Annotated in this window: 18 protein-coding genes; 7 read left to right on the top strand and 11 right to left on the bottom strand. The window is 56.5% G+C overall.

The window, feature by feature from the left end; all coding sequences use genetic code 11:
• Positions 1-8: 8 nt before the first annotated feature.
• The 10 genes from XX99_RS12375 to XX99_RS12340 form a co-directional block, all read right to left on the bottom strand.
• On the bottom strand, positions 9-1250 hold the full coding sequence (locus tag XX99_RS12375) for a phage major capsid protein (protein WP_156185957.1): 1242 nt from the start codon (positions 1248-1250) through the stop codon (positions 9-11).
• Positions 1251-1398: 148 nt separating this feature from the next.
• On the bottom strand, positions 1399-2136 hold the full coding sequence (locus tag XX99_RS12370) for an HK97 family phage prohead protease (RefSeq protein WP_050059696.1): 738 nt from the start codon (positions 2134-2136) through the stop codon (positions 1399-1401).
• Positions 2129-3847, bottom strand: a complete 1719-nt coding sequence (locus tag XX99_RS12365) for a phage portal protein (RefSeq protein WP_050059695.1) — start codon at positions 3845-3847, stop codon at positions 2129-2131. The genes XX99_RS12370 and XX99_RS12365 overlap by 8 nt, the downstream gene beginning before the upstream one ends.
• Positions 3848-3894: 47 nt before the next feature.
• Positions 3895-5556, bottom strand: coding sequence for a terminase large subunit (locus XX99_RS12360; RefSeq protein WP_050059694.1), 1662 nt, complete (start codon positions 5554-5556; stop codon positions 3895-3897).
• 516 nt (positions 5557-6072) lie between these two features.
• Positions 6073-6426 carry an HNH endonuclease gene (locus XX99_RS28655; RefSeq protein WP_082125520.1) on the bottom strand — a complete coding sequence of 118 codons (354 nt, stop codon included), beginning with the start codon at positions 6424-6426 and terminating at the stop codon, positions 6073-6075.
• Between the two features lie 3 nt (positions 6427-6429).
• A complete protein-coding gene (locus XX99_RS27230) occupies positions 6430-6600 on the bottom strand; it encodes a hypothetical protein (protein WP_156185956.1) in 171 nt (56 codons plus the stop codon).
• Positions 6601-6605: 5 nt separating this feature from the next.
• Positions 6606-6806 carry a hypothetical protein gene (locus XX99_RS12350; protein ID WP_050059692.1) on the bottom strand — a complete coding sequence of 67 codons (201 nt, stop codon included), beginning with the start codon at positions 6804-6806 and terminating at the stop codon, positions 6606-6608.
• 173 nt (positions 6807-6979) lie between these two features.
• On the bottom strand, positions 6980-7465 hold the full coding sequence (locus XX99_RS12345; protein ID WP_050059691.1) for an RNA polymerase sigma factor: 486 nt from the start codon (positions 7463-7465) through the stop codon (positions 6980-6982).
• The gene (locus XX99_RS28350; RefSeq protein ID WP_260315352.1) at positions 7462-7590 is read right to left on the bottom strand and encodes a hypothetical protein; all 129 of its coding nucleotides are present in this window, start codon (positions 7588-7590) and stop codon (positions 7462-7464) included. The genes XX99_RS12345 and XX99_RS28350 overlap by 4 nt, the downstream gene beginning before the upstream one ends.
• Positions 7587-7826, bottom strand: a complete 240-nt coding sequence (locus XX99_RS12340; protein ID WP_050059690.1) for a hypothetical protein — start codon at positions 7824-7826, stop codon at positions 7587-7589. The genes XX99_RS28350 and XX99_RS12340 overlap by 4 nt, the downstream gene beginning before the upstream one ends.
• Before the next feature lie 605 nt (positions 7827-8431).
• Here XX99_RS12340 and XX99_RS12335 point away from each other — a divergent pair.
• The 7 genes from XX99_RS12335 to XX99_RS12305 all read left to right on the top strand — a co-directional run bounded on the left by XX99_RS12335 (position 8432) and on the right by XX99_RS12305 (position 12707).
• Positions 8432-8647 (top strand): MarR family transcriptional regulator, encoded by a 216-nt coding sequence (locus XX99_RS12335; RefSeq protein WP_050059689.1) that lies wholly within the window; start codon positions 8432-8434, stop codon positions 8645-8647.
• 100 nt (positions 8648-8747) lie between these two features.
• Positions 8748-9071 carry a hypothetical protein gene (locus tag XX99_RS12330; protein ID WP_050059688.1) on the top strand — a complete coding sequence of 108 codons (324 nt, stop codon included), beginning with the start codon at positions 8748-8750 and terminating at the stop codon, positions 9069-9071.
• Positions 9064-10236, top strand: a complete 1173-nt coding sequence (locus XX99_RS12325) for a helix-turn-helix domain-containing protein (RefSeq protein ID WP_050059687.1) — start codon at positions 9064-9066, stop codon at positions 10234-10236. Before XX99_RS12330 ends, XX99_RS12325 begins: the two co-directional genes overlap by 8 nt.
• Positions 10237-10246: 10 nt before the next feature.
• Positions 10247-11242, top strand: a complete 996-nt coding sequence (locus tag XX99_RS12320) for an ATP-binding protein (protein WP_050059686.1) — start codon at positions 10247-10249, stop codon at positions 11240-11242.
• A 362-nt stretch (positions 11243-11604) separates the two neighbouring features.
• Positions 11605-11871 carry a helix-turn-helix domain-containing protein gene (locus XX99_RS12315; RefSeq protein ID WP_050059685.1) on the top strand — a complete coding sequence of 89 codons (267 nt, stop codon included), beginning with the start codon at positions 11605-11607 and terminating at the stop codon, positions 11869-11871.
• A 269-nt stretch (positions 11872-12140) separates the two neighbouring features.
• On the top strand, positions 12141-12344 hold the full coding sequence (locus XX99_RS12310) for a helix-turn-helix transcriptional regulator (protein ID WP_050060111.1): 204 nt from the start codon (positions 12141-12143) through the stop codon (positions 12342-12344).
• Positions 12345-12503: 159 nt separating this feature from the next.
• Entirely contained in the window at positions 12504-12707 is a 204-nt protein-coding gene (locus XX99_RS12305; RefSeq protein WP_050059684.1) for a helix-turn-helix domain-containing protein, read from the top strand.
• On the opposite strand, the gene XX99_RS12300 is transcribed toward XX99_RS12305, so the two are convergent.
• Positions 12694-13902 (bottom strand): tyrosine-type recombinase/integrase, encoded by a 1209-nt coding sequence (locus XX99_RS12300; RefSeq protein WP_050059683.1) that lies wholly within the window; start codon positions 13900-13902, stop codon positions 12694-12696. The two genes, XX99_RS12305 and XX99_RS12300, sit on opposite strands and share 14 nt — an antisense overlap.
• Positions 13903-14148: the final 246 nt, after the last annotated feature.

The raw sequence follows: 14148 nt of genomic DNA, 5'->3' as shown, positions 1-14148 counted from the left end.
CCTCGGTTTTAGGCGTGGGTGACCATCTTCAGGACAGGGTGAGTGCCCGCATCCACGCTGGTGCCAGACAGACGGGAGTAGGCCAGGAAGCCGGTCGCCAGCTTGTCGGCAAAGCGCTCATCGAGGCGCTTCACGAAGAGCGGACCGGAATCCCTGATGACATAGCCCTGGTCATACGCACCGAACAACACACCGGTAGCGCCCGCGACATTGGCCGCAGCCATGGGCTGCGAGATCACGATCTCGTGGCCGAGGATCGAGTCCAGGCTGCCGGTGTTCGGGTTCGGGATGAAGAACGGACGACCGAAGCCGTCGAGCAGGCCCATGAGGTAGCCACGGGTCTTGTTGTTCATCGCCCACTTCGCGTTCGGCAGGTATGCCGGATCGAGGTTCTCCCACGTTGCCACAAAGTCGGAGTAAACCGGGCCGGTCGCGGCGGCGGTCGTCGCGCCGAGAGTCGCACCGGCGACGATCGAAGCGAAGTTGCTGCCGTTACCGTTGATCAGGTAGGTTTCAACACCACGCATGTAGCGCAGGCCAATCTTGTTGCGCAGGAAGGCTTCGAGGTTTGCGCTGGGATTTGAGACGATCTGCGCATCGAAGTCCGCGAGTTCCTGCCACGTCACGGTGATGAGAGTGGCGATGGTGTCGGTTGACTGAAGAGTGATCGTGCCGAAGGACGGATCGGTGTCCGTGATCGACGTGTCCTCGGTCAGGGTCACGAGCGTGTTGCCGGAGTCGTTGATAGAAGAAATCTTCAACGGCGCGGCGTTGCCGGGAGTCGACTTCTTGAAGACCTCCCCAGCCAGGCTGCCGATGGCCTTCTGCGCGTCCCACACGAGCGGACCAAGCTGGCCGATCAGGACGCCCCCAGTGGCCGCGCCGCCGGTCGTGATATCGCGCTGTTCGCGCAGGATCGCACGCTCTTCAGGTTCCATCTCCGAGCGGTCTGCGCCGGTCAGGTACTTGTGCAGGGCGGATGCGCGGATGCGATCGCGCTGCTCGCGCTCATTCCCATCAACATTGGCACCGGGGTTGCCGCGCGGGGGACGCTGGGTGCTGCGGGTTTCTGCTTCGAGCGCTTCAACCTTCTCAATGCGGGCAATGTCAGCTTCCATCTGCTCGACATCGCTCATCATAACGTCGAACTTGGCCCGCTGCTCATTGGTGACGTTCTCAGCGAGAACGATCTGCTGTGCTTCTGTGATAAGCCGGGTGCGGCTCTCGCGAAGCTCTTTAAGATTTGGCATGGTATGTCCTTTTGCGCCGAGAGGATCGGCGTCTTGGGTGGTTTGTGTGTAGCGAGACAGTGGAGCGGCGGGCACCACTTCTTTGCGGCCAGCGGAGACGAAGCAATCGAATGCATCGACGGGAGTCGATCGTCGCAGCTGGGTAAATCTAAGCTTTGGTGCGGGCCTGCGCGAGTCTCAGGCGCATTTCCATCTTGTGTTTCATGGCTCGCTTACTGCGCATATCGGTGCACCGGCATTCGGGAGCGCTGCAAGTCTCGTCGCTGCATTTCTCGCAGTTACCCGCAGTGCATTCCGGGCATGTGCAGGAACAGAAGGAATCGGTGGCGACATCGTCCCCGTCATCGTCCCGCTTCTGCAGCCTGGAGCGAAGCTCCTTCGGTGCAGAGCGGAGTGAAACAGATGTATCCGGGTACGCGGGCTCCGAGGTAATCGTGACCTCATACAAGGTCACGTCGAGCAGTGTGCGAAGCGGCGTGCCGTCTTCGAGTGAAGTCCAGACATCGGAGTTCGTGACGAAACCGAAGCTACATCCATCGATGTCACCGCGTTCGAGGGAGACCGCGAGATCGCGAGCGACGCTCGTGTCAGGCAGAACGCAGGTGAACTTGAGGCCGATGTTGTCTACTTCGAGGGTCAGTGTGCCGGACTTCGTGCGTCCGAGCACCTTTCCCGAAGAGTGGTTGTACAGGCAGAGGACATCGGGCTGCTCGGTCAGGCTACGAGTAAACGCCGTAGGCGACACCATCTCGTTCCATCCCCCGAAGTCCACAGAGAGCAGGTTGAAGACGGCAGAGTATCCAGTGATCGAGCGGGAGCCGTCAGCGTTCTGTGCAACTCTTAGCTCGCGGGCTGGGATGTGTCGCAGTTCGAGTTTCTTATTCATTCGATGTTCCTGGAGTCAGGGCGGAGATGGCTCGCGATGCGGCGATCTCGCGGGTGATATTGGCGTGGATCGAGCGCACGGCTTTCGTGAATTCTGTCTGCGCGAGACTGTCGATCTCTGCATCAGTGACGGATTCCGGCCACTTGGCTGCACGCTTCTCGATGGCCTTGAGCGCATCATCAATAACACCGTCTGCGGGATCGGCAGAGCCGGTAAGCGGCAGGCCGTTATGCTCGATCGAAAGGTTCGCAATCGAGCGCAAAACCGGCTTGAATATGGTCGAAATAGCTTCGAAATCGCGCTTATTGCGATGTGCAAGGCGTCCCATGCCGTCGCGAAAGACCGTGATGCAGCTTCGAGTAAAAGTGCCGAGAAGGTTGCGCTCTTCAGGCGTCGTCGTGACCTGTGGATCGCTGTTGATCGGCTGGTCCTGGAGGCTTTCGGTGTCGAGCAGGCGGGCCGCGTTCTGCATGTTGACGGGCACCAGGTAGACATCTAGTTCCGGACCACCGGGATTTTCCCCGAGTTCCAAACGAACATCATTCGCTGAGTACCAGCCCCAATTTCTGCCGGTAGCGTAACCATCCATGGTCGTCTTGAAGTCGCCGCGCAGACGCTCGGTCACATCGAAGCTGATGAAGTAACGCCCAGAATTGCGTCCAGCGCTCGGCAGCAGCTTGCGTGCGATCTCCGCTTCGATGCGACAGAGATAGGGCCGAAGCGTATCCGTCACGAAGCTCAAAGACATCTGCTCGTGGTTATTGTTCGACAACCGACTGGTGTCGCCGACCATGTTCGGCGGGACACGGAACAATGCAGCGATCTCGGTGCGTTGGAACTGGCGAGTCTGGAGAAACTGCGAATCCTCCGGCGAGAGGCCGATCGAGTCATATTTCCAATTGCCCGGCAGGACAGCGGTAGAGCCTTGTTTGTCTCCGGCCTGCGTCGAAAGCCATGTCTCCCGGACCGCTTTCAGTTCCTCGTCTGACAGATCAGACTCGGTCGATAGTACGCCGCCTGGTTTCGAACCATTGCCGAAGAATCTGGCCCCAAATTTCTCAGAAGCGCGAGCCAGGCCGATGCCTTGGCGTGCAAGCTGAATCGGTGACAGCCCGTGCAGCCCATCGAAGCTGAATAGGGGTATATGCAGTATGTCGGCGGTCCGGATGTACCGCACGTCCCCGGCGTTCATACCGTCGGTGGTCTCGTAGACTAGCTTTCCGGACGAGAGCCGTACCGCGCGGGTAAGCTGTGGATGCAGAGGCCAGAGGGCGATGACTCGCCCACCGGCGTCACGTTGAATCTGTGCGTAGGCGTTGCCCGTGAGGGCCAGAGAGCCGACCAACGACTCCCAAAATGTGAACGCCGCCATTTCCTCGTTCGGCTCGACGGCTAGCAAGTAGGCGAGCGGATGGTCTGCGGCTTCGTGCTTGCCACGTGCCTGGCGCTCATAAACCTTGAGCGGTAGACTCGCAACCGATTCAGCGAGCACCCGAACGCATGCGTAGACGGTGATCTGCTGGAGAGCCGTGTGGACACCAATGGTCTCCCCGGCTGCAGTGGGTTCACCGCCGGACATCGCCGCCCACAGTCCAGCCGAATTGATCGGCACGTCGGGGTTATTGAGCGGATCGCCGCGCAGTTCCAACGATGTGACCTTGGGCTGGCGCAGTTCACCAACAAGCTTAGAGCTGACTGTCCGAATTCCCACGAGGTCCTAAATGTTTTCTGATTAAACGGAAAGTTTATCTTGCAGGGCTAAATTGCGAAGGGTCTGAAACGCTTCTTTGGTGTAGTTGTGGCAGCACGCGATACCGCCATGATCGCGGCTACCGCCGCATCGATCTTCTGCTCAGGCTTTTCTTTACCCGGCTGAATCAAATTGCCGCGACGCAGCGCGATCACGTTCGAGATCGAGTTCTGCAGGACAGGGTCTCCGTTGTGGCGGATGTGTTGCTGGACGATGAGTTCCTGAAGCAGCTTCATCGGGTTCGTCATGCTGATCGCCCGCTGCAGTAATTCGACCTGAGCCACATTCGGAAACAGCTTCGCGATGTCCTGTTCGATAAATGCGGAATTGAACGGATCGAATATGAACTCAGCTAACTTATATTTGGCCGCGTACCCTTCGATGACCTCAAGTATGGCGTCCTTATCGACCACGTTCCCGTCGTTTACATGCAGCAGGCTTTTGGCTGCCCATTGCGCGTACACCGGGTTGTTCGAAACTGCCTCCTCCGACGTGAAGCAGTCAGAGAAGACGTAGAAGTGAGGGTGGCCGTCTATCTCTCGACGAAACACTGTGGACATCGCAGACAGGTCGATTTTTTGAGAGAGATCGATTGCTACCCAGCAATCTTCTCCGGCGAAATCATCCATCTTCACCGTGTCGGTACATGCCCGCCACTTCTCAAGAGAGAAGTATGCAGAGGACGCGCCGACTGTTATATCCAGGTGCTTTGTAGCAAAGCTGGCGTACTTCGCTGGATTATTGATCGCACTGAGTTGCTGCGACCGAAGGTAATCCATGGTGACGGAAATACCCGCGTTAGGATTCGCCATCCGCAGCGCAAGGTCCGACTTCCAATCAACGCCATCGTCGATAGTCCATATCGCGGCGAAGAGTTCCTCGTCTTCGACCGTGCCATACAGGACTTTCTCTGCTTGTAACTGAAGTTCACGGCACGGATTCTCAGTGCCGAATCCAGCCGTACTCACACTTACGAGCAGCGCTTGTTCGCGTGCGCCGGTTCCCGTCTCAAAACTTTCATAAAGTGCCAGGTCACGAAGCTGGTGAGTCTCATCGATGACACCGAATGAGACATTCGACCCATCCTTGGGGCGGCCAATTACTGGCTCGGCCTTGGAGTTAGTGCCGGGGCAAACTATTGAGGCTGCGTTGACTTCGCAGCCGGTGAACTCCCGTATCTCAGGAGTCATAATCAACATCTGCCTGGCAGCGTTGAAAATTTCCTTGGCCTGCTTAAGGTTCGAGGCTCCGCAGAAGCATTCAGCGCCTGTCTCCCCATCGAAGAGGAGATGGTAGATCAGCAGTCCGGCCATCATTAGGGACTTGCCTTGCTTACGGGGAATGACCAGCGTTACCCGACGATACTTGCGTGTGCCGTTGTCCTTGCGAAGCCAACCGTAAAGACTGGTGACCACCCAACACTGCCACGGCTCTAGAAGGAGCTTTTTACCTTGGGCTGCCCACCGTCCCTTGACGTGAGGCAGCATCTGGATGATGTTGCATACTCGCTCTGCCTGATCTGCATGATAGAAGTAGGGGAAGGTCGGATCGCTTTGACGCTCGAATAGCTCTTTGGACCTTCTGCAGGCTTCCTTGATTTGCTTGGACGCCGGGATGGTGCCGGTCAGTACAGCATCAATGTAGGATCGTGCTCTTTCCGTGTGGGTCATGCGGGAGGGGCGGCCTCGGAGGAAGAAGGATCGCCGCCATGTCCGTCGAAGGCTTATCTTTAGCGGGTACCGACACTCGGGAGCGAGCGATCGGTGTCATTCCAAGTTGCTGGAGCGAACTGAGCAGCAGATGCTGCTCCATCGCCTTGATGCTGCCGGATCGCAGTTTCGCGATTAGTTGGCAGACCATCTCTAGGAGGACTCGATCCGATCCGAACAACACATCAGGAGGAACCTGCCTGGATACTTCCTTCCAGATGGCCGCTTGCTCGGGACTGAAATACTTTGGAGCCGCGCCGAGTTTTTTGGTCGGCTTCGGTTCATATTTGCGGTGACCGTATCTGCCTGGTTTGGCCTCAAGTGCGCCGGATAGAGCAAGCTGCGCCGTCGTTTTTCGTGTCGCACCTTTTACATTTGGCATGGGCTGAAAACTTTGATTAACGGTTGCGCGTTTTTTGAACCGGGGCGTGGTCTATAGATTCGAAAGGACTTACGGATTTTGACCCCATACCCCGGTCAGGCGGTCGGTTCTAACTCTTCGTGGCAGTCGTGGCACACACTGAGTAGGTTACTGAGCATGAGACGGAGATGAGGATGAGTCTTGATCTTCGAAAGGTGGTGTACTTCAGTTGCGGCGGTGATGCGCTGCTTAGTCTGGCAGTGTTGACACAGGTATCTGTCGCGCTTGAGCGCTTGACCCCTGACGCGTTGCCAATCGGCATCATAACCGCGTGCGCTACTTGACCCACGCCAGCGTTCCCGTTGTTTTCGATCTTGTTGGCCGAGCGATGCGTGATCGACGCAGTAACCTGAATCGGTCAACGCGGCACATCCCGCCTTTCGGCAGGGCCGCTTTGCTCGTACAGGCACTGATTACTCCTGTTTTCCCTTGTAAAGGGCGAGACCTGCGCTGGTCAGCGACGAGCCGACCTCGAACGTATGCAGCCCGTGGAAAACAGCTACTGCCGCGCCGGTCATGATAATAAGGATCGCCCAGACGTGCTCAGGCACGGCTTCGAAAAATGCTCTGAGTTTATCGATCATGATGATTACAGCGCTTTCTTGATCTCGGCTTCGACGGTCTTTACGTCAGCAAAGACGGTCGTTACGTCGGTCTTCACGGCTTCAGTGATCTTGTCATCGATAGACTTCAGTTTCGCTTCGGCTGCGGCAACGCGGGATGCGAGGCGGGTGTGTTCAGCGATGATGAGCATGAAAGCAACGATTGCGACGAGGATGAGTATGTGCATGGTCAATCGATTAGGTTAAGTCAGTAAGCTTGAGGATGGACCCCGGCGGTCGCAACCACCGGGGCGGGATTTCCCGCGTCAACCACCACGGAGGATAGGGGGAGCGGAAACGTCTCTCTGTAGATGAGTACAGATTTGTGAGTCTGGATTGTCGTTTCTATCAGAAGAAAAATTCAAGCAGCAGGATTGTACTTGACCTTGATCCGATGCAGGAGACGACGGAGCTCTTGAGGAGTGCAATCAAACCGCTGGGCTGTGAGGGAAAAGTCCTTGTCTATAGCGGTCCAATACAGGACAGCACGCTCCTTCATCGTGTACTTCCTCAAGTCCACATGGATAGCGTCGAATGAGACTGTGGTAGGTTCGGGCAGCTCGCCGGGCATGTCCGTGCTGCGGCGCTCCAGGGATGCCATGTCATTACGCACCAGGTTTGTCGCGATGGACTTGATCCAGGGTTTTAAGCTCCCACGAGAAGGATCGTACTCCCCGAGCTTATGCCAGAAGCGCAGCATTGTTTCTTGACCTGCGTCTTCAGGATCGCTGTGACCGGCGTATCGAGATACGTATGCACCGTATGAGCTGACGGCTTGAAGGAGTTCACCAAGGACATTGGGATCGGTCACGTACCGCGCGTACAGCTTATCGAGGTCCTTGATCATGCCTGCATCTCCGGCAGTTCTGCGAGGAGGACGGGATCAACGTTGGACAGGAGGGCCTTGATCTGCTCATCTGTCCAGCCGCTCAAGCGCAGCTTGGCGATCAGGCGTTGCAGGGATGCGCTCATGCCCGCACCTCGATCACGGGGCACGAGAACCTGTACGCGGCGACGATCAACATCGCGGCCATGTCACCGGCAGCGTTGGCTTCGATCACGCGATGATCGGGGCTCAGGGATTGAGGCTTGGGCAGACCCCGGTATACAGGGGCTGCGGCGAGAAGGATGGAATCGGGCAGGGTGCGCCACTTCGGGATGCGGCTGGCTGGCTGTTTGCGCTTGGTGCTGGGTTTGGATTCAGGCATTTTTGTTTTGCCTCCTTAACCAGCACTCGGAAGATGGTTTTCAAAAACTAACTGTGATTTTTTGGCGCAGGTGGGCGGCGGGCGGCAGCCGTCTCTGCTTTTGCCGTTGTCTCTGGGGCAGGATCGTAGTGAGCCTTCAGGCGAACGTAGTCCTGTACCCGTCTTTGCTTTTGCTGTTGCCTTTCCCCTGAAAGGGGAAGCGAGCCGCTCTCTTCTACTCTCTTTAAGCTCTATTCCTACGCACACTGTGCGTAGGTGGTTACGCACAGTGTGCGTAGGTGGTTGCCCATTGTGCGTAACCGGCAGGTGTCAGATACGCACCATGTGCGTAGCCGGTTGGGCCTGACAAACCCCGTTAAACACCCCTGACGCACCTGCCCAATACGCCATCCGTCAGCCGGTTCCATCCACCAGATAAACGCAATCTATAACTGCAACTTGTTTTCTCCTAAGTAGTCACATAGGTGTAAGGAGTTTTTCTCCCGGTTACTAACAAGCTCTCCGACGAGAATAACCACCTAATAATTGGGATACTGCCTCGCCCCCCGGTATTAGCACTTATTGGGGCCGCGATAAGGACCCTGAACTTAAAGGACCTGACTACTATGCCGAAGCTCACTCCTACCGAACGACTCATCTCTCTCGTACTCCGCGAAGGCCCCATGACGGTTGGCGCTATTCTCGACTCCACCGGTACTACGCCGCAGAACATCGTTAAAATCCTCCGGTCGATGGTTAGCGCCGGTATCATCGTCCGCAACGCATCGACAGAAGCCTACTCCCTCACCACTCCCTATACTCCTTCGACTCCCTCCGCATAGCACCATAGGGGACGGGATTACCCGTTCCTAACCACACAGTCCATCACTGGCCGCTGGCCACACAACACCTCTCAGAGAGAGGACGGGAGAGCTTTGTCCTATGAGCTACAACGTTGACGCACGACCGTTTTTCCAGATTCTGCATAACCTTATCCGGCAGGATGAGCTCGACTACGATCCTGTGGAGAGGGTGTTCGGAGTCCTTTTATCCGCCTCTGTCGATGAGTGGGGTAAGTCATTCCCCCAGGGATTGACAATGGCCGAGCTCGAAATCGTGACGCGGATGAGTAGGCGTGAGGTCGCGTATGGACTCGCCGCATTAGAGTTAGCGTTTTCCAACGATCCACGGTATATCCATGAGACGGTGATCGATAGCTCCCTTAAGTACTCTCTCCGCCTCAAGGATGAGGGATCAAATGGCTGAGTCAACCACCGAACATAAGCTTGCCACCTTGCATGGTGTCGTTGTCGGCCAGGACAGGCACCGCACCGGCATGATCTGGGCGTGGGAACGTCTCCCGCGCCTGGTGGAACTGGGAATGGATCGTGCGGAGCGCGATGCTCTAATGGCGATCATGGCGTTCACCAAGATCGGCGATGGTACCGAGGCTTGGCCATCGCAGAAGTCACTTGTTCAGTTGTCTGGTTTGAAGAAGTCGGCGCTGAACGAAGCTTTGGCTAACTTGGAACAGGCTCAGATCATCAAGCGTGAGGTTCGTCCGCGTCCGCAGAACACCCGTTACAAGGTCCTGCCTGAGCAGAATGGACTGGTCTGGAAACAGGTAGTCCGTTCCACGGATACTCCGGGAGACGGAGTATCCGCGCGGCGGAATATCCGCCAAACGGACATTGATACTCCGGGAGACGGAGTATCCGCGCGGCGGAATATCCGCCAAACGGACATTGATACTCCGCGCGGCGGAGTATCGATACTCCGCCAAACGGACATTGATACTCCGCGCGGCGGACACGAACAAGTGTATTTAACAAGTGGAGTTAAACAGGTGTATCCAACACGTGCAACTGCAGGCCGGTCGCCGGAAGACTCCGAACCTTCGATACGTGTGAATCAGGAGATGGAAGAACCTACCGAACCGCTGACCTCAACCCGTGGCAAGTTCGGTGCTGTAATGCAGAGGCCCAAGACAGTCCTGAGACCGACAGGCAAGTTCGCGACCGGGCAGACAACAACTCCTGCTCAATCGTCTAAGCCTGCTCAAACCGTACCTCCTGTACAGAGCACGCCTGAACAGGAGCTGGCCAACTGGTACTTCCGCCTGATCGGGAAGCCGAGCCGTGAAGCCGGAGCCAGCCGGACGACCTGGGCACCGATCTTCCGGAGCCTGATCGACGAATACGGTACAGAGCGCATCAAGCTGACGGCTGAGTATGGAGACGCCGATATCAATGCCGAAGGGCACGGATGGGCTGCTCAGATGGCTCGCTTCTCTGGCTGCTCGGCTACTTGGTTCCGGGAACACTTCGCTTCGATGGACCGAGCACGCCAGATCAAGACGGCCAAGCCGCAGCAGGCCAGCACGCCTGTCGCACAACTGAAACCGCACGTTCCCGACTGGAACGAAATTTAAGGAGACCACCATGAGCATGATCACCGCCCCTACAAACATCTGGTCCGAGCGCGGCCACGAGTGGAAGATGGACACGGCCCGTCCTCACCGCCTCATTCGCACCACAGACGGGATGACGATCCACCCAGATCATGACTTCCTGTACACGCCCGAGTTCATCGCTTTCGTCGAGTCGGAGACCGAATGGACCACCGGCGAAGACTGGATCAAGCCGCCTAGTGAGCACCGGGAAGGAATCGGCATGGGTACAATCGAGTGCCCGAACTGCAAGGGCAACAAGTACCGCTGGTTCCGGCAGGAGGGCAAGAACACCAGGCTGGTGGGTGTCGCTTCGGTGCGGTGCATCTGCTGGCTCAATCGCAACTACTGGCTGAACTGGAACAAGGCCATCGATGGACGCTTCCGCCATGTTCGGTTTGCGACGCTGGCACCGCTCGAAGCCAATCATGTCCGCCTGTCGGTTGGACGCCAGCAGAAGATCATCGACTGGATCAAGGCCAACCCAGAATCCTCGTACCTTTTGTACGGAACTTACGGCAGCGGCAAGACGCACATCTCCGTCGCGTTGCACGATTACCACCTGCGCAAGTGGCTCCCGATGAGCATGTACGGTAATCGCGTTTATTGCCCCGTGATGCGTGCCGGTGTCGGTGAGCTGCTCGACCAGCATCACGCGTGGAAGATGCGCGGCGAGAATCACAACGTGCCGCGCCCGAGCATTGACGTAGCGCTTATCCGGGACATCGTTGCCCAGGGTGATAGGCCGGTGTTGATCCTGGACGAGCTGGACAAGTTGGGTGGCAAGCCTTCGGAGTTCAAGCTTGAGACACTGTTCTCGCTAGTCGATAAGACCTACGCCGCGAATGGAATTGTGATCGCTACGTCGAACCGCGATGTGAAGTGGTTCATCGACACGTGGGGGGAAGCGCTGGGTGGTCCTGTCCTGCGTCGTATCACGAACGAAGGCAGCGCGAAGAAGATTCGGTTTGAGGATCAGCCAGCCTGAATCATAGTTGCCGCGTAGCCGTTCGGAGAGCGGGCTGGAGCCTCACCGAATACGGTTGAACTTTACGTGAAGAAACTTCGTCTTCAACCAAGGGTGTTTTTGAGTCTCGGTGAATTGTGAAATAACAGCTAGTTTCCTGGTGCCGCCTCCCACTTAGGTAGTACTTTTCCACAGATGTGCTACCGAGGACTTCGATCGAAGCCCTCGAACAAATCACCGTTGATCTTCGAAAAAGTTCGAGCAGCGCATCGGACAACGCCGAACAATCACCGAGGATATTCATAGCCAAATGGCTGAAATTCCCCAGAATATCCACATATTTTGATCGAGATTTATCTCAACGCGATTGCTAGGATTGCGCCATGCACAACCTCGCTGAACGTCCCACAGCCGGTGAAGTACTCATCCTCCCACGTTCCTCAACGAATCCAGCGCTCGAACGTCACTACACGGTTGCAGAGATCGCGAAGCTTTGGAACATCTCTCGACAGACCTTAACCAAGTATTTTGCGGACGAGCCCGGTGTCTTGAAGCATGAGAACACGCCTTCCCGGTATCTCAGGTCCTATTGCACCCTGCGAATCCCGGAGAGCGTAGTCATCCGTGTTCACACGCGGCTCAAGCGCTAGGAGCTTTGTATGGGAGCGCCGCCAAGAGCCAATTCTGCACGAGGGCATTGGATGGTATAGTCGACCCAACCCGTTGGTCTTCGCTGGACCCTCGGTTATGGATCACTAGACTCAACTTGATTTACAGAAATGGGAAGGAAAGGCCCTGGCAAAGTCCGGGGCCTTTCCTTGTCTAAATGGCGATCCCGCGATAGGGAACATGAACTTTGCGGTAATTCATAAGCCAGTTTTCCGGGGAAGCATGGGCATTGACCCTCATGGGCGCTGTGATGAAGCTGCTGAAAATCCGAGACGTGCTCGAACGTATCCCGGTATCGCGGGCACACATCTACAATCTGATCGCGGAAGGGAAGTTCCCGCGCCAAATCAAGCTCGGTGGCACTGGCGCGTTCTGGGTCGAGTCTGAAGTTGAGGCCTGGATTCAGGGGCACATCGACGCCGCCGATGCTCGAATCGGTGTTCGAAAACGCTAAGGCGGATCGAAAAGACCTCCGGTATCCTTCTAATCTTTCGAGACGCTATTTGAGAAAGCCTTGAGGCGTCTGCGCCCAGCACAGTCAACCTAGAGCCTGACATGAACTTTGCGGTAACTCATAATTCAGTTTTCCGTGGCAGCATGGGTATTACCCCTCATGGGCGTTATCGAGAAAATCAAGAGTACCGGTCACATGATGACGGTGGACGAACTGTCGGACCTGATCAGCATCTCCAGCAAAACCCTCTATGCGAAAGTCAAAGCCGGAACAATCCCGGCCACACGCATAGCCGGGTCGATCCGGTTCGATCCGGCCCTCGTCGCCGATTGGCTGGAGCGTCAGACCGTCAACGCCATTTGATCGCATTGATGCGATCCTGGACGTGCTTGCCTTCGGCGGGGCGGAGATAGCGCATCACACTTTCGAGGTCTGTGTGGCCGGAGAGCGACATCACGGTGCGAAGGTCGAGTCCGTTGCGCAACAGCGTGGTGATGAAGGTCGCCCGGAACTTATGCAGGAACCAGTGTTCGCACTCGCGCCGAGCCACGCAACCCTTGCACGATCCGCAGTTGAGCCCGGCGTCCCGCGCCAGCACCTTTAATCTGCGCAGCAGGTGGCCGTCAGGAACATCGACTTTCCCGCCCTTTGATCCGAAGACAAGCCGGGCTTCCAGATCATTTTCACGATACGAAAATAGACGAGTCATCAGGTCAGCATTGACCGGAAGCTCGCGCTCTTCAGCGTCCTTCACCTTGAATCCCCAGCGCGGCTTCGATTGAACTTTGAGTGTTCCTCTGACCTTGTTCAAGTCCGTCCACTCCAGATGCATCACTTCCTGCTCCCGCAGACCGCAAGTCAGGAGCACGTCAAAGAGCAGCTGGTCATATTCCTCATCGAGTGAGCCGAAGAACGTGGACAATTCGTCAGGCTCGAAAACTTCGGGGAGGGTCTTTTCGAAGCGCGGTTTCGATCCAGCAATCTCCTTAACGGCGTCGGCATCCAGCTTGAGGAATCTCAGGAATGATCTGAGATGTCCGTGCCGGTTGCTGACCGTGCGATCCGAGAGCTTGCGTTTACGCATTGCAGCCTGAAACTGAGTGACGTCTGCGCTCGTGATCTGGTCGGCGTATTGTTTGCCGGTGACGGTGATGAAGTCTCCGATCGTTCGACCGTAGACCTCGGAAGCCTCCAGCGAGCCCCGAGCCTCGGCAGCCTCTTTGAACTGCTTCAGGGCGCTCTGGAGGCTGATCCGCTTCTCCTCCTCAATCACCCTGATACCGGTCTGCTCGGCTTCGATTCGGAGCGCAGCCTTGCGCTGCGCTGTGCGAAGGGCAGCAAGAGCTTCGGAAGGTCCACCGTTCACCCGGGTCCAAACCGTCTTCGATCCCTGGAACGAGCGCAGCTCATAGTGACCGATGGGGAATTTCTGTTCGCTGTCACCCACTAGCGCAATATCGGGCTTCACTTTTCCATTCGCGGCCATGACTGCCGGATATCGCTTCCATCCCTGTGTCGTCTTGACCTTGCGATACAACTTAACGGCTCTGTTGGCCATTTTTCTTGACATCTCCTCCGGGGAAATCGTACCTTGATCGTACCACGGAGGAAATACATGCAAAATAAGCCTAAAAATGTACTTAGTGGTGGACTCCCCCTCTCTCCGCCAGCATCCTCCCTGAATTCTTCATTCTGCTTTAAATCCAGCAAAACAAAGACAATATGGCTTACGTATTCTATGCGTAAAACGCGCAAGATGCGCCTTCGTAAGGGTGGTGAGGCTGTTTTGCATTACTAAATGGTG

Source organism: Silvibacterium bohemicum (assembly GCF_001006305.1).
In the GTDB taxonomy this organism is placed as follows: domain Bacteria; phylum Acidobacteriota; class Terriglobia; order Terriglobales; family Acidobacteriaceae; genus Silvibacterium; species Silvibacterium bohemicum.
This window is presented reverse-complemented; position numbering and strand designations above follow the sequence as displayed.

What these genes read in the sequence shown, in the direction of transcription:
- XX99_RS12335 (WP_050059689.1), top strand. Translation starts at nt 8,432, where the DNA reads ATGCCGAAGCTCACTCCTACCGAACGACTCATCTCTCTCGTACTCCGC.
- XX99_RS12305 (WP_050059684.1), top strand. Translation starts at nt 12,504, where the DNA reads ATGGGCGTTATCGAGAAAATCAAGAGTACCGGTCACATGATGACGGTG.
- XX99_RS12360 (WP_050059694.1), bottom strand. Translation starts at nt 5,556, where the DNA reads ATGACCCACACGGAAAGAGCACGATCCTACATTGATGCTGTACTGACC.
- XX99_RS28350 (WP_260315352.1), bottom strand. Translation starts at nt 7,590, where the DNA reads ATGAGCGCATCCCTGCAACGCCTGATCGCCAAGCTGCGCTTGAGCGGC.
- XX99_RS12350 (WP_050059692.1), bottom strand. Translation starts at nt 6,806, where the DNA reads ATGCACATACTCATCCTCGTCGCAATCGTTGCTTTCATGCTCATCATC.
- XX99_RS12310 (WP_050060111.1), top strand. Translation starts at nt 12,141, where the DNA reads ATGAAGCTGCTGAAAATCCGAGACGTGCTCGAACGTATCCCGGTATCG.
- XX99_RS12375 (WP_156185957.1), bottom strand. Translation starts at nt 1,250, where the DNA reads ATGCCAAATCTTAAAGAGCTTCGCGAGAGCCGCACCCGGCTTATCACA.
- XX99_RS12315 (WP_050059685.1), top strand. Translation starts at nt 11,605, where the DNA reads ATGCACAACCTCGCTGAACGTCCCACAGCCGGTGAAGTACTCATCCTC.
- XX99_RS12325 (WP_050059687.1), top strand. Translation starts at nt 9,064, where the DNA reads ATGGCTGAGTCAACCACCGAACATAAGCTTGCCACCTTGCATGGTGTC.
- XX99_RS12300 (WP_050059683.1), bottom strand. Translation starts at nt 13,902, where the DNA reads ATGGCCAACAGAGCCGTTAAGTTGTATCGCAAGGTCAAGACGACACAG.
- XX99_RS12340 (WP_050059690.1), bottom strand. Translation starts at nt 7,826, where the DNA reads ATGCCTGAATCCAAACCCAGCACCAAGCGCAAACAGCCAGCCAGCCGC.
- XX99_RS12370 (WP_050059696.1), bottom strand. Translation starts at nt 2,136, where the DNA reads ATGAATAAGAAACTCGAACTGCGACACATCCCAGCCCGCGAGCTAAGA.
- XX99_RS27230 (WP_156185956.1), bottom strand. Translation starts at nt 6,600, where the DNA reads ATGATCGATAAACTCAGAGCATTTTTCGAAGCCGTGCCTGAGCACGTC.
- XX99_RS12345 (WP_050059691.1), bottom strand. Translation starts at nt 7,465, where the DNA reads ATGATCAAGGACCTCGATAAGCTGTACGCGCGGTACGTGACCGATCCC.
- XX99_RS12320 (WP_050059686.1), top strand. Translation starts at nt 10,247, where the DNA reads ATGAGCATGATCACCGCCCCTACAAACATCTGGTCCGAGCGCGGCCAC.
- XX99_RS12330 (WP_050059688.1), top strand. Translation starts at nt 8,748, where the DNA reads ATGAGCTACAACGTTGACGCACGACCGTTTTTCCAGATTCTGCATAAC.